General features: G+C 74.4%; 21 protein-coding genes. 6 read left to right on the top strand and 15 right to left on the bottom strand.

What is annotated here, in order from left to right:
* The first annotated feature begins 52 nt into the window (after positions 1–52).
* Positions 53–1537, top strand: coding sequence for a CoA-acylating methylmalonate-semialdehyde dehydrogenase (gene mmsA / locus DSM104329_RS08510; RefSeq protein ID WP_259315004.1), 1485 nt, complete (start codon positions 53–55; stop codon positions 1535–1537).
* The gene (locus DSM104329_RS08505) at positions 1525–2916 is read left to right on the top strand and encodes an aspartate aminotransferase family protein (RefSeq protein WP_259315003.1); all 1392 of its coding nucleotides are present in this window, start codon (positions 1525–1527) and stop codon (positions 2914–2916) included. The genes mmsA and DSM104329_RS08505 overlap by 13 nt, the downstream gene beginning before the upstream one ends.
* Before the next feature lie 42 nt (positions 2917–2958).
* Here the strand turns inward: DSM104329_RS08505 and DSM104329_RS08500 are convergent, their stop codons facing one another.
* The 6 genes from DSM104329_RS08500 to DSM104329_RS08475 form a co-directional block, all read right to left on the bottom strand.
* Entirely contained in the window at positions 2959–3462 is a 504-nt protein-coding gene (locus tag DSM104329_RS08500; protein ID WP_259315002.1) for a flavin reductase family protein, read from the bottom strand.
* A complete protein-coding gene (locus DSM104329_RS08495; RefSeq protein WP_259315001.1) occupies positions 3459–3983 on the bottom strand; it encodes an NAD(P)H-dependent oxidoreductase in 525 nt (174 codons plus the stop codon). The genes DSM104329_RS08500 and DSM104329_RS08495 overlap by 4 nt, the downstream gene beginning before the upstream one ends.
* Positions 3984–4172: 189 nt before the next feature.
* Positions 4173–4472 (bottom strand): metal-sensitive transcriptional regulator, encoded by a 300-nt coding sequence (locus DSM104329_RS08490; RefSeq protein WP_259315000.1) that lies wholly within the window; start codon positions 4470–4472, stop codon positions 4173–4175.
* A 91-nt stretch (positions 4473–4563) separates the two neighbouring features.
* Complete coding sequence (locus DSM104329_RS08485; RefSeq protein ID WP_259314999.1) at positions 4564–5742, bottom strand: MFS transporter; 1179 nt, start codon at positions 5740–5742, stop codon at positions 4564–4566.
* Positions 5743–5844: 102 nt separating this feature from the next.
* Positions 5845–6135, bottom strand: coding sequence for a hypothetical protein (locus DSM104329_RS08480; protein ID WP_259314998.1), 291 nt, complete (start codon positions 6133–6135; stop codon positions 5845–5847).
* 80 nt (positions 6136–6215) lie between these two features.
* Positions 6216–7061, bottom strand: a complete 846-nt coding sequence (locus DSM104329_RS08475) for a PRC and DUF2382 domain-containing protein (protein WP_259314997.1) — start codon at positions 7059–7061, stop codon at positions 6216–6218.
* Positions 7062–7206: 145 nt separating this feature from the next.
* On the opposite strand from DSM104329_RS08475, the gene DSM104329_RS08470 reads away from it, so the two are divergent.
* Positions 7207–8655 (top strand): SpoIIE family protein phosphatase, encoded by a 1449-nt coding sequence (locus tag DSM104329_RS08470; RefSeq protein WP_259314996.1) that lies wholly within the window; start codon positions 7207–7209, stop codon positions 8653–8655.
* Positions 8656–8659: 4 nt separating this feature from the next.
* Here the strand turns inward: DSM104329_RS08470 and DSM104329_RS08465 are convergent, their stop codons facing one another.
* On the bottom strand, positions 8660–9247 hold the full coding sequence (locus DSM104329_RS08465) for a PRC and DUF2382 domain-containing protein (protein ID WP_259314995.1): 588 nt from the start codon (positions 9245–9247) through the stop codon (positions 8660–8662).
* A 57-nt stretch (positions 9248–9304) separates the two neighbouring features.
* On the opposite strand from DSM104329_RS08465, the gene DSM104329_RS08460 reads away from it, so the two are divergent.
* Complete coding sequence (locus tag DSM104329_RS08460; protein ID WP_259314994.1) at positions 9305–9655, top strand: hypothetical protein; 351 nt, start codon at positions 9305–9307, stop codon at positions 9653–9655.
* 24 nt (positions 9656–9679) lie between these two features.
* On the opposite strand, the gene ligD is transcribed toward DSM104329_RS08460, so the two are convergent.
* Positions 9680–10681, bottom strand: a complete 1002-nt coding sequence (gene ligD / locus DSM104329_RS08455; RefSeq protein WP_259314993.1) for a non-homologous end-joining DNA ligase — start codon at positions 10679–10681, stop codon at positions 9680–9682.
* A gap of 38 nt (positions 10682–10719) precedes the next feature.
* Between ligD and DSM104329_RS08450 the strand changes: the two genes are divergently transcribed.
* The gene (locus DSM104329_RS08450; RefSeq protein ID WP_259314992.1) at positions 10720–11757 is read left to right on the top strand and encodes a cobalamin-independent methionine synthase II family protein; all 1038 of its coding nucleotides are present in this window, start codon (positions 10720–10722) and stop codon (positions 11755–11757) included.
* Between the two features lie 23 nt (positions 11758–11780).
* Here the strand turns inward: DSM104329_RS08450 and DSM104329_RS08445 are convergent, their stop codons facing one another.
* The 3 genes from DSM104329_RS08445 to DSM104329_RS08435 are packed head-to-tail and all read right to left on the bottom strand — an operon-like array spanning position 11781 to position 14683.
* A complete protein-coding gene (locus DSM104329_RS08445; protein WP_259314991.1) occupies positions 11781–13109 on the bottom strand; it encodes a glycosyltransferase family 39 protein in 1329 nt (442 codons plus the stop codon).
* A 22-nt stretch (positions 13110–13131) separates the two neighbouring features.
* Positions 13132–13656 carry a cupin domain-containing protein gene (locus DSM104329_RS08440; protein ID WP_259314990.1) on the bottom strand — a complete coding sequence of 175 codons (525 nt, stop codon included), beginning with the start codon at positions 13654–13656 and terminating at the stop codon, positions 13132–13134.
* A 10-nt stretch (positions 13657–13666) separates the two neighbouring features.
* Entirely contained in the window at positions 13667–14683 is a 1017-nt protein-coding gene (locus DSM104329_RS08435) for a VOC family protein (protein WP_259314989.1), read from the bottom strand.
* A gap of 133 nt (positions 14684–14816) precedes the next feature.
* Here DSM104329_RS08435 and DSM104329_RS08430 point away from each other — a divergent pair, with 133 nt between their 5' ends.
* The gene (locus DSM104329_RS08430; RefSeq protein ID WP_259314988.1) at positions 14817–15962 is read left to right on the top strand and encodes a DUF3089 domain-containing protein; all 1146 of its coding nucleotides are present in this window, start codon (positions 14817–14819) and stop codon (positions 15960–15962) included.
* Here DSM104329_RS08430 and DSM104329_RS08425 read toward each other — a convergent pair.
* From DSM104329_RS08425 to DSM104329_RS08410, 4 genes are read right to left on the bottom strand one after another with little or no spacing between them, the layout of a single operon-like run.
* Positions 15959–16690: a FadR/GntR family transcriptional regulator gene (locus DSM104329_RS08425; RefSeq protein WP_259314987.1), complete on the bottom strand. Its 732-nt coding sequence runs from the start codon at positions 16688–16690 to the stop codon at positions 15959–15961. The genes DSM104329_RS08430 and DSM104329_RS08425 overlap by 4 nt on opposite strands.
* On the bottom strand, positions 16687–17127 hold the full coding sequence (locus tag DSM104329_RS08420; RefSeq protein ID WP_259314986.1) for a Rieske (2Fe-2S) protein: 441 nt from the start codon (positions 17125–17127) through the stop codon (positions 16687–16689). The genes DSM104329_RS08425 and DSM104329_RS08420 overlap by 4 nt, the downstream gene beginning before the upstream one ends.
* Positions 17124–18149, bottom strand: a complete 1026-nt coding sequence (locus tag DSM104329_RS08415; protein WP_259314985.1) for an amidohydrolase family protein — start codon at positions 18147–18149, stop codon at positions 17124–17126. Before DSM104329_RS08415 ends, DSM104329_RS08420 begins: the two co-directional genes overlap by 4 nt.
* Complete coding sequence (locus tag DSM104329_RS08410) at positions 18146–19237, bottom strand: amidohydrolase family protein (RefSeq protein ID WP_259314984.1); 1092 nt, start codon at positions 19235–19237, stop codon at positions 18146–18148. Before DSM104329_RS08410 ends, DSM104329_RS08415 begins: the two co-directional genes overlap by 4 nt.
* Positions 19238–19245: the final 8 nt, after the last annotated feature.

Below are 19245 nucleotides of genomic sequence, written 5' to 3'. Positions count from 1 at the left end.
ACACGGTTCGCCCCGTTGCCCACGCCCCGCCCGGACCGCCAGCCTGTCGTCCATGACCGCCGACACCGTCCCGCGCCCGACCGACACCCGCATGCTCGCCAACTTCGTGGGCGGCGCCTGGACGCCGTCGGCCGCGACCGACTCGCTCGAGGATCGCGACCCGGCCACCGGCGAACTGCTCGCCCGCGTGCCGCTGTCGACCGCCGCCGACGTGGACGGCGCGGTGACCGCCGCGCGCGCTGCCGCCGCGACGTGGCGCGCGACCTCGCCGCTGCAGCGCGCCCGCGCGGTGATGGCCCTGCGCGAGGTGCTGAACGCCCACCACGACGAGCTCGCCGAGCTCGTCAGCCGCGACATGGGCAAGACGCTCGCCGACGCGGCCGCCGAGGTCGGCCGCGGGATCGAGTCTTGCGAGGCGGCGACCGCCATGCCGCACCTGCTCAAGGGCGAGAACCTCGAGGGCGTCGCGACCGGCGTCGACGTCGAGATGATCCGCCAGCCGGTCGGCGTGGTCGCGGCGATCACCCCGTTCAACTTCCCGGCGATGATCCCGCTCTGGTTCCTGCCCTACGCGGTGGCGGCCGGCAACGCGTTCGTCCTCAAGCCGTCGGAGCAGGACCCGCTGCCCGGCGAGCGAATCGTCGAGCTCGCCGCGTCGGTCGACGCGTTCCCGACGGGCCTGATCAACCTCGTCCACGGCGCCCACGACGCGGTCAACGCCCTGCTCGACCACCCCGGCGTGGACGCGGTCTCGTTCGTCGGGTCGGCGCGCACCGCCCGGTACGTGGCCGAGCGCGCGATCGCGAGCGGCAAGCGCGTGCAGGCGCTCGGCGGCGCGAAGAACTCGATGGTCGTCATGCCCGACGCCGACCCGGAGCTCATGGCCGGCGGCGTGATGGGCTCGGCGTTCGGTGCCGCGGGCCAGCGGTGCCTCGCGGGCTCGATCGCCGTCCTCGTGGGCACCCGCGCCGAGCAGGACGCGGCGCGCGACCGCATCGTCGAGGCGGCCGCGCGGCTGCGCACCGGCCCGGGCCTGGACCCGGACACCGACGTGTGCCCCGTCGTCGATCCGGCCGCCCACGCCCGCCTCGTCGCCGACATCGAGCAGGCCGCGGCCGACGGGGCCACCGTGGTCCTCGACGGGCGCGGCGACCCCGGCCCGGGCGGGTGCCTGCTCGGCCCGACGATCCTCGACGACGTCCCGGCCGGGCACCGCGCGATCGAGGAGGAGCTGTTCGGGCCGGTGCTCACCCTGGTGCGCGCCGCGGACCTCGACGAGGCGATCGACCTCGTCAACGCCGGCCGCTACGGCAACGCGTCGGTGATCTTCACGGAGTCCGGCGGCGCGGCCCGCGCGTACCGATACGGCGTGCAGGCCGGCATGGTCGGCGTCAACGTCGGCGTGGCCGCGCCCGTGGCCTGGTTTCCGTTCTCCGGCTGGAAGGACTCCATCGACGGGGACCTCCATGCCAACGGCCGCGACGCGGTCGAGTTCTACACGCGCAAGAAGGTGGTGACCACCCGATGGGCGGCATGACGCACGACGAGCTGCAGGCGACCGCCGGCGAGCACCTGCTGCTGCACTTCTCCAAGCAGCAGGTCGACGACCTGCTCGTGCTCGAGCGCGGCGAGGGCCCCTACGTCTTCGACACGAAGGGCCGGCGCCACATCGACGCGCTGTCGAGCCTGTTCTGCGCGCAGATCGGCTACAGCTACGGCGAGGAGATGGCGGCCGCCGCCGCGGCACAGCTCACGACGCTGCCGTTCAACACGAACTGGGCAACCGCCCACCCGCCAGCGATCGAGCTGGCCGATCGGCTCGCGGACGTCGCGCCCGACGGCCTCAACCGCGTCTTCTTCACGTGCGGCGGCTCCGAGGCGGTCGAGGCGGCCTGGAAGATCGTGCGCGAGCACTTCCACGCGATCGGCCAGCCGCAGCGCACGAAGGCGATCGCGCGCGACATCGCCTACCACGGGGTCACCCTCGGCGCGCTGTCGTTCACCGGCGTGCCGCGCTTCAAGGAGCCGTTCGGCCAAGCCCCGATCGATGTGACGCACGTGTCGAACACCAACGCGTTCCGCGCGCCCGACGGCGACGATGCCGGCGCGTTCTGCGCGCGGCTGCTCGCCGAGGTCGAGGCGGCGATCCAGACGGCCGGTCCCGACGAGGTCGCGCTGATCATCGCCGAACCCGTTCAGAACGCCGGCGGCTGCCTCGTCGCACCCCCCGGCTACTGGCGCGGTCTGCGCGCGCTGGCCGACCGCCACGGCGCGCTGCTCATGGCCGACGAGGTCATCACCGGCTGCGGGCGCCTCGGGGAGTGGTTCGGCATCGCCCGTGAGGGCGTCGTCCCGGACCTCGTCAGCATCGCCAAGGGCCTGACGTCGGCCTACGCTCCGATGGGCGCGGTGCTCGCCGCCGACCGTGTCGTCGACCCGATCGTCGACGCGGGCGGCGTCGTCCGCCACGGCATCACCTTCGGCGGGCACCCGGTCAGCGCCGCGATCGCGCTGAAGAACATGGAGATCTTCGAGCGCGACGGCATCCTCGACAACGTGCGCGCGCTCGAGCCCTACCTGGCCGAGCGGCTGGGCACGCTGCGGGACCTGCCCGTCGTCGGCGACGTGCGCGGCGCCGGGTTCTTCTGGGCGATGGAGCTCGTCAAGGACGAGGCGAACACGCGCTTCGACCAGGCCGAGCGCGACCGCCTCCTGCGCGGCTTCCTGCCCGGCCGGCTGCTCGACGCCGGGCTCATCGCCCGCGCCGACGACCGCGGGGACGCGGTCCTGCAGATCGCGCCGCCGCTCATCAGCGACCGGCAGCTCATCGACGACATCGTCGCCCGGCTCGCCGACGTGCTCGCCGGCGCCGGAACCCACATGGGGCTCGCGAGCGCCGCCGCAGGGGTGGCGTAGGTGCCTCGTCGGGCGCTGACCACCGGCTGAGCCGCGAGGGAGCTAGGACGGGTCCGGCGCCCGGAACGACCCGTAGCTGCCGCGGAAGAACACGAGCGGCTCGGCGTCGGGTACCGCCTCGATGGCCACCACCCGGGCGACGACGATCGTGTGGTCGCCCGCGTCGTGCTCGTCCTCGAGCGTGCACTCGATCCAGGCGACGGCGTCGCACAGCGCCGGCCCGGTCGGGCGGTGCGTGTGGTCGATCCCCTTGAAGCGGTCCGCCTCCTTGGCCGCGAACTGGCGCGTGACCTGCTCGTGATGGCCGGCCATCACGTTCACGCAGAACGCGCCGGCCGCGCGGATCTTCGGCCACGTCGACGAGGACTTCGCCGGACAGACCAGGATCAGCGGCGGGTCCAGCGAGACCGACGTCACCGAGTTCGCCGCCATCCCGATCGGGGCGTCGGCGCCGTGCGCGGAGATGACCGTCACGCCCGTCGGCAGGTGCGCCAGCACCTGGCGGAAGCGCCCGGGGTCGATGTCAACCATGTCCGTCGTCGTCATCCTTCCACCGTCCCTCGGGTCATCGGGCCGAGCACCGCCGGCCCCGTCAGGTTCTGGGCCGCCCACTCGTCGACCACCGTCTCGAGCTCCGGCATCTGCGTCATCACGAAGAAGAGGCCGCGCGTCGGCAGCGACGCGCCGAGCTCGACGAGCACCGGCCGCAGCGACGTGTCGACCGCCATCGCATGCGTCGGCGACCCGCCCGTCATGACCGGGATCGCCGTCACGCCGGCCAGCCCGTTGTTGGGGTAGCGGTCGAGGAACGCCTTCAGCAGGCCCGTGTACGCCGCCTTGTACGTCGGCGACGCGAAGACGACGAAGTCGCTCGCCGCCACCGCGTCGTTGATCGCCGCCAGCCCCTCGTGCGGCCACCGGAACAGATCGTCGGCGTGGTCGCACAGGTCGACGGTCCGGGCGACCGTCGCTCCCGACGCCCCGGCGACGCGTTCGGCCACCGCCGCCGCCACGGCCAGCGTGCGCGACTGCGGCTTCGGATTCCCTACGACAATCGACAACTCCACCCTGGCCAACCTCCGCGGTCCGGACGACACCTGCCGGAGCTGCGCCGGCAAAGCGCGGCTCCATGGATCGGACTACGGTCTTTTGTCGTAGCGCGCCGGCGACGTCTCACGCCGCCGTCCCTGCATGATGCTCCATCGGCGCCCGACGTGCAACGCCGGGCGTCGGCGAGGGGACGCTCCCTGCGGCGCTCAGCCGCGGCGCATGAGGCGGGCGACCGCCGCCATCAACTCGTCGGTGAGCTCCTCCGGCTCGCCTTCGGTCTGTCCACCGACGACGCAGTGGCGGGCGTGGCCGTCGAGCAGGCCGAGCGCCACCTTGTCGAGCGCCGCCTGGATCGCGCTGATCTGGGTGAGCACGTCGATGCAGTACCGGTCCTCGTCGATCATCTTCTCGATGCCGCGAACCTGGCCTTCGATACGCCGCAGCCGCTTCTGCAGCTGATCCTTCGTCGCCGAGTATCCGCGGGTGGTCGCCGCCTCCGTGGCCATGCCCCGATGATAGCCGGGAGCCGCGGACGAACCACCTCGCCGAGGGATACAGGCTGGGGGTATGCCCGCGCGTCCGTTCCCTCCGCCTCCGCTACGACCGAACCGAACCCCCCACGGACCGCACGGCCGCACCGGCCACGGACGCGAGCGGCACCACGATGAGCAGCAGCGCCAGCGCGCCGTAGCCGAGGGCGAGCGTCCCGGCCACGGCGATCGCCCCGACCAGCAGCGGGCCGCCGGCGTCGCCGAGCTCGCGCCCCAACTCGGCGGCTCCCATGGTCTGGCCCATGCGCTCCGGAGGGGTGGCGCCGGCCAGCGTGGCGAACGCGAGCGGGGTGATCAGCCCGGTGCCGCAGCCGATGCCCACCGCGGCGCCGAGGACGGCGGCCGGTCCGGGCAGCATCGCGACCGCCAGGCCGGCGCCCGCGATGCCGAGCCCCGCCGCCGTGCCCGCCCACGGGCGCAGGCGACCGGCGTCGAGCGCCCGGCCGGCCTGCGGCTGCACGAGCGCCGCCGTCACCGCGAGCAGCGAGACGGCCGCGCCGGTGACGACGGGGCCGAGGCCGGCGGCGGCCCCCGACACGGGCAGGAAGCCGACCCCGACCGAGAGCGCGGCCGTCGCCGCGGCCAGCGCGGCCGTCGGATGCAGGAAGCTCCGGTCGGCCAGGCGGCGGGCCAGGTCGGCGAGGGTCTGGCGCGCCCGCGGCAGCGGCGGCACCACCGGGACGGTGGCGAGCGCCCACACGGCGACGACCGCGGCGAGCACGGCCATGACCGCGAACAGCGAGCGCAGGCCGCCGATCGCCACGATCACCCCGCCGAGGACCGGGCCCAGGGCATAGCCGATGCTCTTGAACGACCCGTAGGACCCGAAGGCGCGGCCGTGCCCTCCCGCGGGCGTCAGACGGGCCACGAGCGACCCGGCCGCGGGCGAGAACGCCGACGCCGATGCGCCCTGCGCCAGCCGGGCCAGCCAGACCCACCGCGTGTCCGCGGCCACGGCGAACGCCCCCGACGCGGCGGCGAACATGGCGAGCCCGCCCAGCAGCACGGGCCGAGCACCGACCCGGTCGGCGAGCGAGCCGAACACCGGCTTCAGCACCACCTCGGCGCCGTCGTAGAGGGCGAGCAGCAGCCCGAGGTACAACAGCGAGCCGGTGCCGCCCAGCGTGACCTGCGCCAGGTTCGCGGCGATGCCGTGCGCCCCGAAGGCGGTGACGAACCCGGCGGCATACAGCGGCCGGACGTGCGAACGGGCCACCGCGGTCACGCGGGCAATCTATCCACCGCCGCCCCGGGCCCCGCCGGGTAGGGCGTGGGTCAGTCCATCGCCGGCACGAACCGCCTTGCGCCCCGCCGGGTAGGGCGTGGGTCAGTCCATCGCCGGCACGACGGCCTCGCGCCCGCCGGGCAGCGGGCGGTCACACGACGGGCAGCGGTCGCCGACGACGGGCTCGTGCGCCGGGGCGCCCTCGGTCCAGTAGACACGGTGGCGGCCGGCGCCGCTGAAGCGGAAGCGCTGCCCGCACTCGCACGCCCATTCCGCCGGCTCGTGCGCCCGGGCTCCGCGCCCGCGCGTTCGCCACAGCCCCCAGCCGACCGCTCCTGCCGCCGCCGCGAGGAATGCCACCACGCCGGCTCGTGCCCCTTGTTTGCGGCTCATGCCCGCTCGCTACCCGCGCGGGGCGCCTTGCACGCCCCGCGCACCGGTTGCGGACAGCGGGACGTGGCGCCCGCCGCGGCCTATCGCGTCCCGCGCTTCCCGCGCTTCCCGGCGTCGCCCTCGACGTCGCCCTCGATGCGCTCCTTGCGCACCTCGCCGGAGACGTCGCGGTCCTCGGTGACCGTGTCGGTCTCCAGGCGCACGCGCTCCTTGGGCACGACCTTCTTCTCGACGACCGGCCGCTCCTCGTGGAGGACGACGTCGTGCTGCTCCTCGGAAATCGCCGGCCCGTCGGTGGCGCGGTCGACGTTGGCGTCGGTGATCGGCTCGCGCTCGATGCGAACCTCCTCGCGCTTCACGGGCACGGTCTGGTTGACCTGCTCGGTCACGACGTACTTGCGCAGCCGGGCATGACCGCTCTCGACGCGCTCCTTGCCGACGTGCATCTCCTCCTCGGAGCGCGTCATCGCCTCGTCGGTGTTCGGGCCAGAGGTGTCGCGGCCGACCGTCCCGCGGTCCTTGCCGGTGCGCTCGAACCGGCGATCGTCGTCGCGGCCGGCGCCGGTGCGGCCCGTGCGGGGCGCGCCCTTCGCGGTGGTCGAGCCCGCGTCGGTGTACGGCACGCCGTAGTGCTCGAACAGCTGGCGCTCCTCGGCGTCGCTGAGCTGCCCGTCGGGATCGATGTGCGGCGCATCCTTGACCTGCGCCTTCTCGATGGGCAGGCGGACGTCCTCGCCGTCCGGGCTCGCGCCTCGCAGCGGGACGAACGTCTTGCGCATGCCGAACAGCCCGGAGTGCACCAGCGCCCATTCGGGCCGGCCGCCCTCGCGGTCGACGTAGAGCTCGTCGACCTTGCCGATCTTCTCGCCGTCGCGGTCGAGCAGCGTGCGGTCCGTGAAGTTGTAGGTGGCGGTGACCTCGGTCATCGTTCCCTCCCGAAATGGAACACGGGTGCGTCTAGCACCCCTCATCTGTCCCGGTTATCCGAGAAGCATGGGTCGAAACGGGGCCACTGAGTCGGAATGTGTCCCGGTTCGGCGCCAGACATGTCCGACGCCTACCGTTTGAGGAATGGCGGACCCGCGGCCGGCCGATGATCCCCTGAACGCGCTGCGCGCCGACGCGCTGGCGAGCCGGGAACGCATCCTGGACGCGGCGGCCGCCCTGCGCGGGGACCGCCGCACCAGCATGGCCCAGATCGCCGCCGCGGCCGGCGTGGGGCGCTCGACGCTCTACCGGCACTTCGCCTCCCGTGAGCTGCTCGAGGACGCGCTCGACCGCGAGCGCCCGCCCGACCCGGTCCCGCCGGCGGCTCCGGGCGATCCCGGTACCGTCGCGACCCTGCCCTACCAGGCGCCCGGCAGGCTCGGCCGCGACCGCCCGCTGCCGCTCGAGGTCACGCACATCCTCGACGAGGTGCCGCCGCATCTCATCGCCGACCAGCTCGTCGCCGAGGCGCGCCGGGCCGCCGGGGTCGCCGTGGCCCTGTACGTCGTCGACATCGACGGCTCCCAGCTCGTGCGGCTCGCCGGATCGGAGGACTTCCCCGAGCGGCTCCCGGCTCCGCCCGCGCTGGGGCCCGAGATCGTGCCGGAGGGTCTGCCGAGCTTCTACGGCCGGCTGAAGGAGCGCCTCCCCCGCTGCGTCGCGGTGCCCCTGTGGCTGCGCGGCCGCGTGCTCGGACTGTTGGTCTGCGTGGGCGTGCCGCTCGTCTCGCTCGACGACATCGCCAAGCAGGGCGCGCTCGCCCTCGAGCTGGCCAACGACTACACCGATCTCGTCGAGACCGCGCGGCGCCACAAGCCCACCTCGGCCGCCGCCGAGGTGCAGCACCACCTGCTGCCGCCGCGCATCGCCCGCGTCACCGGCGCCCAGCTCGCCGGCGGCCTGCTGCCCACGTACGAGGTCGGCGGGGACTGGTTCGACTTCTCCGAGAACCGCGACGGCGCATGGGTGGCGATCGCCGACGCGGCCGGCAGGGGCCCGAGCGCGGCGGGCTTCGGCGCGGCCGCCCTCGGTGCGCTGCGGGCGGCGCGCCGCAGCGGCCGCGACCTCGTCGATGCCGCGCTGGCCATCGACGAGGTGGCGCGCACGCTGGGCGGGCCCGACCGGGTCCTGTCCGCCGTCCTCGCCCGCTGGCACGCGCCGACGGGGACGCTCGCCTGGATCAACTGCGGCCACCCGCCCGCGCAGGTCGTGGGCGCCGACGGGGCGATGCACGCGCTCGACGGACCGGTGCACGCGCCGCTCGGCAGCGGCGACGCGCCACCGGAGATCGAGGTGTCGGCGGCGCGGCTCGAGCACGGCGAGCGGCTCGTGCTCGTCACCGACGGGGTGACGGAGCGATCCGTGAAGGGCGGCGGCACGTTCGGCCTGGACGGCGTGGGCCGCGCCGTGGGCCGGGCCGAGGCGCCGACCGCGGCGGCGACGGCCATGGCGATCCAGCAGGCGGTGACCGAGTGCTGGACCGAGCCGCTCGAGGACGACGCGACGATCGTCGTCCTGGCCGTCGACTACTAGCTCGCTAGGAAGGCCGCTCGCCCGAGCCGGGCGCGGGAGCCTCGCCGGCGTCCTCGACCGACTCGGGCGCGGGAGCCTCGCCGGCGTCCTCGACCGACTCGATCCGGCCCTCCGGCGGCGGCTCGTGCTCGAGCTGGACGACCTCGCGCCGGACCGGGATCGTCTGCTCGACGTTCTCCGTGACCGTCACCTTGCGCAGGCGCACGCGCTCGACCGGGCGCCGTTGCACCTCACCGAGCGAGACCTCCTCCTCCGAGCGCACCATCGCCGCGCCGGAGCCCTGCCCGTAGTGCTCGTACATCCGCTCCTCGTCCTCGGCCGACAGCGTGACGTCGGGGTCGACGTGCGGCGCGTCCTTGACCTGCTGTGCGGTGTAGGGGAGGCGGACGTCGCCGTCGGCCTCCGTCGCGCCCTCCAGCGGGAAGTAGGACTCGTGGCGGCCGAACAGGCCGGTGCGCACGCCGGCCCACGCCGGCAGGTCGGTCTCCCGGTCGAGCAGGATGTCGCCCAGGATGCCGAGCTTCTCGCCCTCGGCGTCGCGGACGGTGCGCCCGCGCCAGTCCAGCACGGTGTCGACGTCAAGCGGCGGCATGGACCATTCGCTACCCCGCCGGGCGTCAGCGGCAAACGACCTGGGTAAGGAGCCGTCATGGAAACCTGGCTCATCGTGGTGATCGTCGTCGTGGTCGTCGTCCTCGTGGCGCTCGCGCTGGTGGCGCTGCGCCGGCGACAGGTGCAACGCGCGGCGCAGGGACGGGTCGAGTCGCGCGCCCGGCGCGCGCAGGCCGAGCGGCACGAGACCAGCGCGGAGCGCCATCTCGAGGAGGCGCAGGACGACCAGGCGCGCGCGCAGGCCGAGCGCGAGGTGGCCGAGCAGCACGCGCGGCGGGCCCGGGAGGCCCAGGCCCGCGCCGACAAGCGCCGCGAAGCGGCGGAGCGCGAGCAGGCCGCGGCGACCACGCAGCGCGAGCAGGCCGACCACGTCGACCCCGACGCGTGAGCGAGGCCGGAGCGGGCCACGCCCTCAGCCGGGCTGCACCGTTCCCGGGCGCTCTCGCACGACCTGCTCGGCCGGCTTGTCGTCGCGCAGGCCGAGGAAGCGCGGATGGCGCAGGCGTCCGTCGCGCGTCCACTCGCTGAAGCCGATCTCGGCCACGAGCCGCGGCTCGACCCACGTCACGTGGCGCTCCTTGACCTCGTCGGCGAACGGCGAGCCGTCCCGGCGCAGGGGCTCCAGGCGGCCGGCGAGGTCGCGCAGCGTCTCCCGGGTGAAGCCGGTCCCGACCTTGCCCGCGTAGCGCAGCCGGCCCTCCTCGAAGTGGCCGACGAGCAGCGCGCCGAGGTCGGTGCGGCTGCCCTTCGGCGCCGTATAGCCGCCGATGACGAGCTCCTGCTCGGCCGAGCACTTGAACTTCAGCCAGTCCCGCGACCGCCCGTGGGTGTAGGGAGCGTCGGCGCGCTTGGCGATCACGCCCTCCCAGCCCTTCCGGCACGCCTCCGCGTACATCGCCTCGCCGTCGCGGTTGCGGTGTGCGGTCAGCCGGATCGGCCCGGAGTACGTCACGGCGTGGCGCAGCAGCGACTTGCGCGCGCGCAGCCCCAGCGCGGTGACGTCCTGCCCGGCGAGGTGCAGGAGGTCGAAGACGTAGTAGTAGACCGCGACCGGACGCTCGCCGCGCTGCTGCAGCCGTTCGAAGCTCGTCTGCCCGCCGGCGAGCGCGACGACCTCGCCGTCGAGGACGACGTCGCTGCCGCCGTCGGCCTCGAGCGCCGCCGCGACCTCCGGAAACCGTCCGTTGAGGTTGAGGTCGTTGCGCGACAGCAGCCGCACCCCGGCCGTGCCGCGGATGGCCGCGCACCGGATGCCGTCGAGCTTGCGCTCGTACACCCACGCCGGGTCGGAGAAGCGGTCGTCGGTGAGGACCGCCTTCATGAGCGAGACCCGCTCGGGCAGCGGCTCGGGCCGCAGCCGCATGCGCTCGTCGTCGGAGAGGGCGGCGAAGGGATCGGCGGCGGCGCTCGGCATTGCCGCACGCTACCCGCCGGCCGTTACGCTCGCGAGCGATGCCGCGCCCGCACCCGCTCCCGCGCCCCGCCCTCGCCACGAGCCTGGTCGGCTCCTACCCGCAGCCGGACTGGCTCATCGACCGCGCGGCGCTGCGCGAGCGCCTGCCCCCGCGCGTCCGCGCACGGGAGCTGTGGCGCGTCGACCCGCGGTACCTGCAGGAGGCGCAGGACGACGCGACCGTGCTCGCCGTCCGCGACCAGGAACGCGCCGGCCTGGACGTCGTCACCGACGGGGAGATCCGGCGCGAGAGCTACTCCAACCGCTTCGCCACCGCCCTCGAGGGCGTCGACGTCGACGACCCCGGCACGATCCTCAGCCGCGCCGGAACGCCCGCGTCCGTGCCGAGGGTGGTCGGCCCGATCCGGCGGACCCAGCCGATCCAGGTCCGCGACGTGGCCTTCGTGTGCGCGCACACCTCCCGGCCGGTGAAGATCACCATGCCGGGGCCGTTCACGATGTCCCAGCAGACCCAGGACGACTTCTACGGCGACGAGCGGGCGCTCGCGCTCGCCTACGCGGACGCCGCCCGTGAGGAGATCGCCGATCTCTTCGCCGCGGGCGCCGACGTCGTGCAGCTCGACGAGCCGTGGCTGGAGTCGCGTCCCGAGGCGGCGCAGCGCCTCGCCGTCGAGACGCTCGATCGGGCGCTCGCGGATGCGCCGGGCACGACGTGCGTGCACGTCTGCTTCGGCTACCCGCAGTTCGTCGCCGGCCGGCCGCCGGGATACCGGTCGCTCGACCTGCTCGCCGCGACGCCCGTCGACCAGGTCTCGATCGAGGCCGCCCAGCCCGGCCTGGACCCGGCGAGCCTCGACGCGCTCGCCGCCAAGACGGTGGTGCTCGGCGTGCTGGCCCTCGACACCGACGAGGTGGAGACGCCCGGCGCCGTCGCCCGGCGGCTGGGCACCGCGCTGGAGCGCATCCCCGCCGGCCGGCTCGTCGCGGCGCCGGACTGCGGCATGAAGTACCTGCCTCGCGACGTCGCCTACGCGAAGCTCGAGGCGCTGGTCGCCGGCGCCGAGCTCGTGCGCTGAGCGGGGCCCGGGACCGCTCGCCTTCACGCGGGCGCGGGTTGGGCGGCGAGGCGCCGGCGGCGGCGCGCGCCGAGCGCGGCGACGCCCCGGTCGAGGCCCGCCCCGGCGAGCAGCACGAGCGGGATCTCGGCGGCGAGGCGGTAGCGGCTGAAGCCGAACGTCATCGCCGCCGACAGCGACACGAGCACCGCGAGCATGAGCAGCGGCCAGACCGGGACGCGCGCCCGCCGCAGCCGCACGATGCCGCCGACCGCCAGCAGCAGCATCAGCGCGTACATGACGAGTCCCGCCTTGGCCACGGGGATCGAGCGGCTCCACAGCTCGCCGTAGCCGAGATCGTCCTGGTAGCGGTAGAGCTCCCAGACGCGCAGGACGCGGACGGCGAGGACGACCGGCACCCGGCCTCGGTGATCGCGCATGTAGCGCCACGCCGCGTCGCGCTGGCACGCCGCCTGGTCGAGCTCGTCGGCGATCGCGGCGCACGGCCCGGTCAGCGCGCACTGGTGGCGCACGAAGCCCAGGTAGGGGCTGCCGCCGCGGAACGTGTCGTCGCATACGGTGGCGGCCGCCGTGTGCCCGCTGTTCGTGGTGAACACGACCGCCCTGTCGAGGGTGATCGCGTTGCGCACGACCCACGGCACGAGCACGAGCACCGTCGCGGCGACCGCCACGCCGGCCAGCGGCAGGGCGGGGCGCAGCGCGTCGCGGATGCGCGCGGGCGGGTCGCTGCGCCGGCGTGCGGCGGCGACGCACAGCGGCACGGCGAGCAGCACCACGAGCCCGATCGCCTCCGTGCGCGTCAGCGTCGCCAGCCCGATCGCGGCGCCGAGCCCCGCCGCGATCCACAGCCCGCCGCCGCCGTCGAGCAGCCGGTAGCCGAGCAGCAGGATCAGCGCGATGAGCGGCGCGTACAGCGCCTCGGTGATCACCGTGCCGTCGACCATCACGAGCTGCGGGTACACGGCGGCGAGCGCCGCGGCGATGAGCCCGGCGCGCGGCCCTGCGAGCCGTCGGCCGACCAGCCCGACGAGCACGACGGCGACCGGGCCGAGCAGGCAGGACACGGCGCGATGCGCGTCCAGCGAGTCGAGGCCGGCGAACGAGAAGACCGACAGGTACAGCGGGTACAGCGGCGGGTACGACGCCGTCGGCACCGGTGCCCCGGTCATGAGCTCGGAGAACGGGCGCGCATAGCCGTCGCCGTCGGCGATGCCGTTGGCGAGGAGGTGGTAGAGCAGCGTGTCGCCGCGCGCGGGCAGGTCCGGCGCGATCGCCAGCGCGTAGACCAGCCGCACGACCAGCGCGACCAGTGCGAGGCCCCCCAGGCCCAGCGAGAACCCTCGCTTCGTCACCGCCGGCAGGCTACGCGGATGGTCAGGATCCGTGCGTCCAGCTCGCGCCGAGCTCCTGGCCGTCGACGGTGACCGGCTCGGCGTCGAGCAGGATCCAGGCGAAGCGGCACGGCGCGTCGCTGCGGTTGTGCCAGACGTGGTTCGTGCCGCGCTGCACGACGACGTCGCCGGCCGTCAGGGTGCGGACGTCGCCGCCGTCGAGCTCGAGGTCGCACTCGCCCTCGAGCAGGATCCCGTAGTCGAGGCTCTGCGTGCGGTGCATCGGCGACCGCACCCCGGGCGCGAGCACGCCGATGCGCAGCACGGATCCGCGGCCGGTGCCGAGGATCGTCGTCGCGCTGCCGGCACGCTGGCGCTCGAGCGCCGCGCCGGAGTTGTCGACCGGCATCTCGTGCGTCGCCCACAGGTTGAAGAAGACGGCGTCGGTGCGGCCGTCGTCCTCGGCCAGGCCGGCGCCGGGCACCGCCTCGTCGGCGACGACGATCGCGCGCCCCTCGGCGTCGTGCCCGGTGATGACCCGGCGGGTGTGCATCGACGCGGCGTCCACGGCGCGGGGCCTACAGCCGGGACAGGGAGTCCTCGGGCGAGCCGGCCGCGGCGGGCGCCGCGGCCGGGGTCTCCATGGAGCCGGCGACCCCGGGCGGGATCGCGACCATGTGCACGGCCGGCATGGCGACCTCGGTGCGGTAGGAGTTGTTCGGCCCGTCCTCGATGCCCCAGCGCGCCGGCTCCCAGTCGGGCACGTAGTTGCGGTAGCCGCCCGAGTTGAGCTCGTAGCGCAGCCCGGCCGGATCGCGGAAGTAGAGGTAGTTCTGCTCGCCGATGCCGTGCTGGCCGGGGCCGTAGTCGATGGCGTGGCCGTGCTCGATGAGGAACGAGGCGCCCCGGACCAGGTCGTGGTTGGTCTCCACCCAGAACGCGAGGTGATGGTGGCGCCCGCGCCGGCCCTCGAAGTCCGCGACGAGCCCGAGGTCGTGGGACTTCTCGTTCGTCGTGTTGACGCTGAAGATCCACGGCGCGCCGGGCGCCGGCTCGATGTAGGCCATCGTGCGGAAGCCGAGCACGTCGCGGTACCAGGCGCTCGCGTCCCTGACGCTGGGGGTGGTGACGGTGACGTGGTCGATCAGGCGCACGCCGATGCCGTGCCCGCCCGTGCGCTGGGGGCGGTCGGGATACGGCGATTCCTCGCCCGCGGGCGCCACCGCGCGCTCGACCTCCCAGAAGACCTCGTTCGCGTGGCCGCCCGGCCCCTCGAAGCGGTACGCCCGCCCGTGCCCGGCCGAGGACTCGATCCACTCGCCCTGCGTGCCCGCGGCCTCGATCTTCGCGACCGCCTCGTCGAGCTGCTCCGGACCGTCCGTCCGCCAGGCGGCGTGGCCGAGGCCGGGCGCGTCGGCGGCGGTCAGGACGAGGCTGTGCGAGTAGAAGTCGCCCCAGCAGCGCAGGCTGACGGAGTCGCCGTCCTCCCGCACGACGTCCAGCCCGAGCGCGTCGACGGCGAACCCGACGGATGCGTCGAGGTCGGTGGTCAGCAGCTCGACGTGCGCCAGGTGCGACAGCAGACGATGGGACATTGCGGGCTCTCTCCTCGGTCGATCGACGCGCCTCGAGGGCGACCGTACCGATCCGGCACCAGAAAGTGAAGCCGAAGCTTCGTTCTAATTTGACCGTCTCGCCCCGTGGAGGCGGGGCGGTAGCCTGCCCGCCGTGCGCCGCCGCGTCCTGACCGTGCTCCTCGCCGGCGTGGCGGCGCTGCCGGCCGCGCTTCCGGCCGCGCTGCCGGCCGCGACCGCGAAGACGACGTGGCTGTGCCGGCCCGGGATCGCGAACGACCCGTGCACCCCGGGCCTCGGCACGACGACGTTCGCGCCGGACGGGCGCCAGACCGGCGTGACCCAGCCCCGGCAGGCGCGCGACCGGAGCGTCGACTGCTTCTACGTCTACCCCACGGTCAGCGACCAGCCCGGGCTGAACGCAACGCTGGCGATCGACCCCCAGCAGCGCTCGATCGCGCTCTACCAGGCGGCGCGCTACTCGCAGGTCTGCCGGGTGTGGGCGCCGATGTACCGCCAGCTCACGCTGCGGGCGATCGCGGCCGACCCGGCGACGCTCGGCCCGGCGTCGCGGACCGCGTACCGCAGCGTGCGCGCCGGGTGGCGCGATTACCTCGCCCACCACAACCACGGTCGCGGCGTCGTGCTGATCGGGCACTCGCAGGGCAGCGCGATGCTCACCCGGCTCGTCCACGACGAGATCGACCGGCATCCGCGCGTCCGGCGGCGGCTCGTCTCCGCGATCCTGCTCGGCTCGAACGTGACCGTGCGCCGGGGCCGCGACGACGGGGGCGACTTCCGCCACGTGCCGGCGTGCCGGGCGCGCACGCAGACCGGCTGTGTCATCGCGTTCTCGACGTTCGACCAGCCCGTCCCGCCGAACGCGGTGTTCGGACGCTCGAGCGGGATCCTGCGCACGGCGCCCGCCGGGGCGCCCCCGGGCCGCCTGCAGGTCCTGTGCACGAACCCCGCCGCGCTGCGCGGCGGATCGGCGCCGGTCGACACGATCCTCCCCTCCGTCCCGTTCGCGCCGGGCACGACGATCGCCACGGCGACTTCGGTGCTCGGCATGCCGGTGCTGTCGGCCTCGACGCCGTGGATCTCGGTCCCCGGCGCCTACCGCGCGCACTGCTCACGCGCGAACGGCGCGAGCGTCCTGCAGATCGTCGGAGTCGGCGGCGCGCCTGTCCTGCGCCCGTCGCCCGACCCCACGTGGGGACTGCACCTCGTCGACGCGAACATCGCGCTCGGCGACCTCGTGCGGCTGGTCGGCGACCAGATCCGCGCCTACGCCGGCTAGACCGCGCTCAGGCGGCGGCCCACCAGCGCGCGCTCGAGTGGCGCGAGATGGTCGTCGACCGCGCCGGCGATCGCCGAAGCGTCGCGACTCTCGAGCGCCACGAGCAGATCGTGCTGCATCGCGATCGCTTCGGTCGTCGAGATCCGGCCGACCGGCAGGCGCGCCGTGGTCGCGATGACCTCGTCGAACGTCTCGCGCAGGAACCGCTCGAGCAGCGCGTTGCCCGACAGGCGCGCGATCGCGACGTGGAACGCCGCGTCGGTGCGCACGAACAGCGCGGGATCCTCCGAGAGCGCCTCGAGCTGCCCGGCGAGTGCGCGCAGCTCGCGCCAGTCCGAGCGCTTGGCCCGCTTCGCCGCCAGCAGCGCCGCCGCGGACTCCAGCACGCGGCGCGCCTCGAGCACCGTCCGCAGCGTCTCGCGCGTCTGCCCGCGGATCTGGACGAGGACGTCGTCGAGGTGCTCGAGCGACGCGACCACCGTGCCGCCGCGCCCGCGCCGCACCGACACGACCCCGGCACGGCGCAGCGCCATCATCGCCTCGCGCACGACGCCGCGGCTGACACCGAGCTGGGCGGCGAGCTCGACCTGCGTCGGCAGGTGGTCGCCCGGCCGGTACAGGCCGCCGCGGATGGCGTCGACGAGGACGGCGAGGACGTCGTCGCCCGCGCGCTGGACGCGCAGCGGCTGGAAGGCATCCAGGCGGGCGTCCGCCACGGACGCGCTCACCCGCCGAGGTCCACGACGACGCGGCGCGCCTCGACGCGGACCGGATACGTCTCGGCGACGTGCGGTCCCGGGACGAGGCCGGGAAAACCGCTCGCCTCGCCGGCGTCGACCACGCCGACGGGATACGCGCGAACGCGCATCCGATCGGGCTCGCACCAGCTCTGTCCGGAGCGCACGTCGAACTCCCAGCCGTGCCACGGGCACTGCAGCAGGCGGCCGGACGCCAGTCGCTGGTCGCCCGGCCCGCTGGACTCCAGCGCCGGCAGGACGTGCCCCTCGCACAGCGCGGCGCCCTGGTGCGGGCAGCGGTTGCGCAGCGCGAAGTACTCGCCGTCGACGTTGAAGATGCCGATCTCGCGGCGCTCGATCGTCACGATCTTGCGCGCGCCCGGCGGGATCTCGTCCTCGGTGGCGACGACGTAGCGCCGCGCGCTCACAGGCCGAACACCTCGACGGCGTTGCCGCGCAGGATCGCCCGCTCGTGCTCGGGCTCGAGCACGCCCGCGAGCGCCTCCTCGAAGTGCTGGGCGTGGCGGTGGGGATGGTCACTGGCGAACAGCAGCATCTCCTCGCTGCCGAGTTGCTCGACGGCCCGGCGCAGGCGGGCCGGGTCGCCGGGCCCGTCGACCGGCTGGACGGTCGCGCGCACCTGCCGGCGGATGAGTGCCGACGGCGCGGTCGTCACCCACGGGATCTCGCGCCGCAGCCCCTTCCACTCCTTGTCCAGGCGCCACATGATCGAGGGCAGCCACGTGAAGCCGCTCTCGGCCAGGACGATCCGCAGGTCCGCCAAGCGCTGCAGCACGCCCTCCGCGACGAGGCTCGTCAGCTGCGCCTCGAACGCGTGGACCATGCCGACGTACTCCTCGATGTAGTACGTCGGCCAGCCGACCGGCGTGGGCGGGTTGCCGGTGCAGCCGCCGAAGTGCAGCACGACGGGCAGCCCGTGCGCGGCCGCCGCCTCGAAAACGGGGAAGTACGCGCGCTGGCCGTACGGCCGGTCCGAGCGGGCGGGCAGCAGGACGCCGACGAAGCGAGGGTCGGCGGCGCGGCGCTCGATCTCCGCGACGGCCCCGGGCGCGTCCTCGGCCTTGACGAGCAGCGTCGCGCGCAGCCGGTCGTCGTGGTCGAGCCACTGGTCCGCCAGCCAGTCGTTGACCGCCGTCGCCAGCGCGCTCGCGAACTCCAGGTTGCGCAGGCCCTCCAGACCGTACGGGCAGTGCAGCACGCCGTGGGAGGCGCCGAGCGAAGACAGGTGCTGCCCGAGCGCCTCGAGCGTCGCCCCGCCGCCGGGCACGCCCGCCGTCGGCGCGTTCGGCGGCGTGGCCACCGCGAGCCCGGCGGGGCCGGCGAACCCGCACTCGTCGACGTAGGAGCGCCAGTAGTCGCCGAGGTACGGGCGCAGCTCGGCCACCGCGGGCGGCGCGGCGTGGACGTCGCTGTCGACCGGGGCGGTCACCGCGCCGCCACCTGCGCCAGCGCGGGCGCGAGCTTCGGATAGAGGTCGCGGGCGTTGGTGCCGAGGATCCGCTCGCGCGCCTGCGCGCCGAGGACGCGCGGGAGCGCCTGGTCGGGCGCGTCGAAGTCCCAGTGCGGATAGTCCGTGGCGAACAGCGCGTGGGTCTCCATGTCGAGGTCCTCCCAGACCTCGGCGAAGAACTCGGGCCGCTCGGGCTCCTCCATCGGCTGGGTCGTGAACCACAGGTGCTCGCGCACGACCTCCGACGGCGCTCGACGCAGGTGCGGCACCTCGTCGCCGAGCAGGCGCCACGCGTCGTCCATACGCCACATGAGCCACGGCAGCCAGGCGAACCCGCCCTCCTGAAGGACGACCTTCAGATTCGGGAAGCGCTCGAAGGCGCCCTCGAAGACGAGGCTGATGAGCTGCGCCTGGAACGCCTGAGGGTAGCCGGCGTGGTCCTCGAAGTAGTACGACGGCCAGCCCGTTCCGGTGATCGTGTTGCCGCCGTGGCCACCGACGTGGATGGACAGCGGGAGGCCCATCTCGGCCGCGGCCTCGAGCAGCGGCCAGGTGCGGCGGGAGCCGAGCGGCTCGCGCGTGCGCACGTTGACGAGCACCTGCACGAAGCGCGGGTGAGTGCCGAGGCGACGTACCTCGTCCGCGGCGAGCGCGGCGTCCTCGCATGGGACGCAGATCGCGCCGAAGAGGCGGTCGTCGCGGTCGATCCACTCGGCCAGCGTCCAGTCGTTCAGCGCCCGGCTCAGGACGGCGCTCAGCTCGCCGGGCTGCGCGCCGATCGTCGTCTGGTTGATCGGGTTGAGGATCGCGGCGTCGACGCCCCAGCGGTCCAGCAGCTGCTCCTGCATGAAGGCGAGGTCGCCGCCGGGCACGCCACCGCCCGGCGGCCACGCGTCGGTGCGGGCCGCGAAGTTCCGCGGGCGGGTGGCGAAGAAGCCGATGGAGTCGGGATGGCGGACGCCGAAGCGCTCGACGTGGCGTGCCCACCGTTGCGGCAGGTAGGGCAGCAGGAGGTCGTTCGTGGCGAGGGTGTTGTGGACGTCGGCGTCGACCAGCACGCGATTCATTTGACCAT

It is taken from the genome of Capillimicrobium parvum, assembly GCF_021172045.1.
Classification (GTDB): domain Bacteria; phylum Actinomycetota; class Thermoleophilia; order Solirubrobacterales; family Solirubrobacteraceae; genus Capillimicrobium; species Capillimicrobium parvum.
This window is presented reverse-complemented; position numbering and strand designations above follow the sequence as displayed.

Coding starts and splice junctions, on each gene's coding strand:
- DSM104329_RS08465 (WP_259314995.1), bottom strand. CDS start 9,247: ATGCCGCCGCTTGACGTCGACACCGTGCTGGACTGGCGCGGGCGCACC.
- DSM104329_RS08475 (WP_259314997.1), bottom strand. CDS start 7,061: ATGACCGAGGTCACCGCCACCTACAACTTCACGGACCGCACGCTGCTC.
- DSM104329_RS08410 (WP_259314984.1), bottom strand. CDS start 19,237: ATGAATCGCGTGCTGGTCGACGCCGACGTCCACAACACCCTCGCCACG.
- DSM104329_RS08500 (WP_259315002.1), bottom strand. CDS start 3,462: ATGACGACGACGGACATGGTTGACATCGACCCCGGGCGCTTCCGCCAG.
- DSM104329_RS08480 (WP_259314998.1), bottom strand. CDS start 6,135: ATGAGCCGCAAACAAGGGGCACGAGCCGGCGTGGTGGCATTCCTCGCG.
- mmsA (WP_259315004.1), top strand. CDS start 53: ATGACCGCCGACACCGTCCCGCGCCCGACCGACACCCGCATGCTCGCC.
- DSM104329_RS08505 (WP_259315003.1), top strand. CDS start 1,525: ATGGGCGGCATGACGCACGACGAGCTGCAGGCGACCGCCGGCGAGCAC.
- DSM104329_RS08460 (WP_259314994.1), top strand. CDS start 9,305: ATGGAAACCTGGCTCATCGTGGTGATCGTCGTCGTGGTCGTCGTCCTC.
- DSM104329_RS08450 (WP_259314992.1), top strand. CDS start 10,720: ATGCCGCGCCCGCACCCGCTCCCGCGCCCCGCCCTCGCCACGAGCCTG.
- ligD (WP_259314993.1), bottom strand. CDS start 10,681: ATGCCGAGCGCCGCCGCCGATCCCTTCGCCGCCCTCTCCGACGACGAG.
- DSM104329_RS08490 (WP_259315000.1), bottom strand. CDS start 4,472: ATGGCCACGGAGGCGGCGACCACCCGCGGATACTCGGCGACGAAGGAT.
- DSM104329_RS08470 (WP_259314996.1), top strand. CDS start 7,207: ATGGCGGACCCGCGGCCGGCCGATGATCCCCTGAACGCGCTGCGCGCC.
- DSM104329_RS08435 (WP_259314989.1), bottom strand. CDS start 14,683: ATGTCCCATCGTCTGCTGTCGCACCTGGCGCACGTCGAGCTGCTGACC.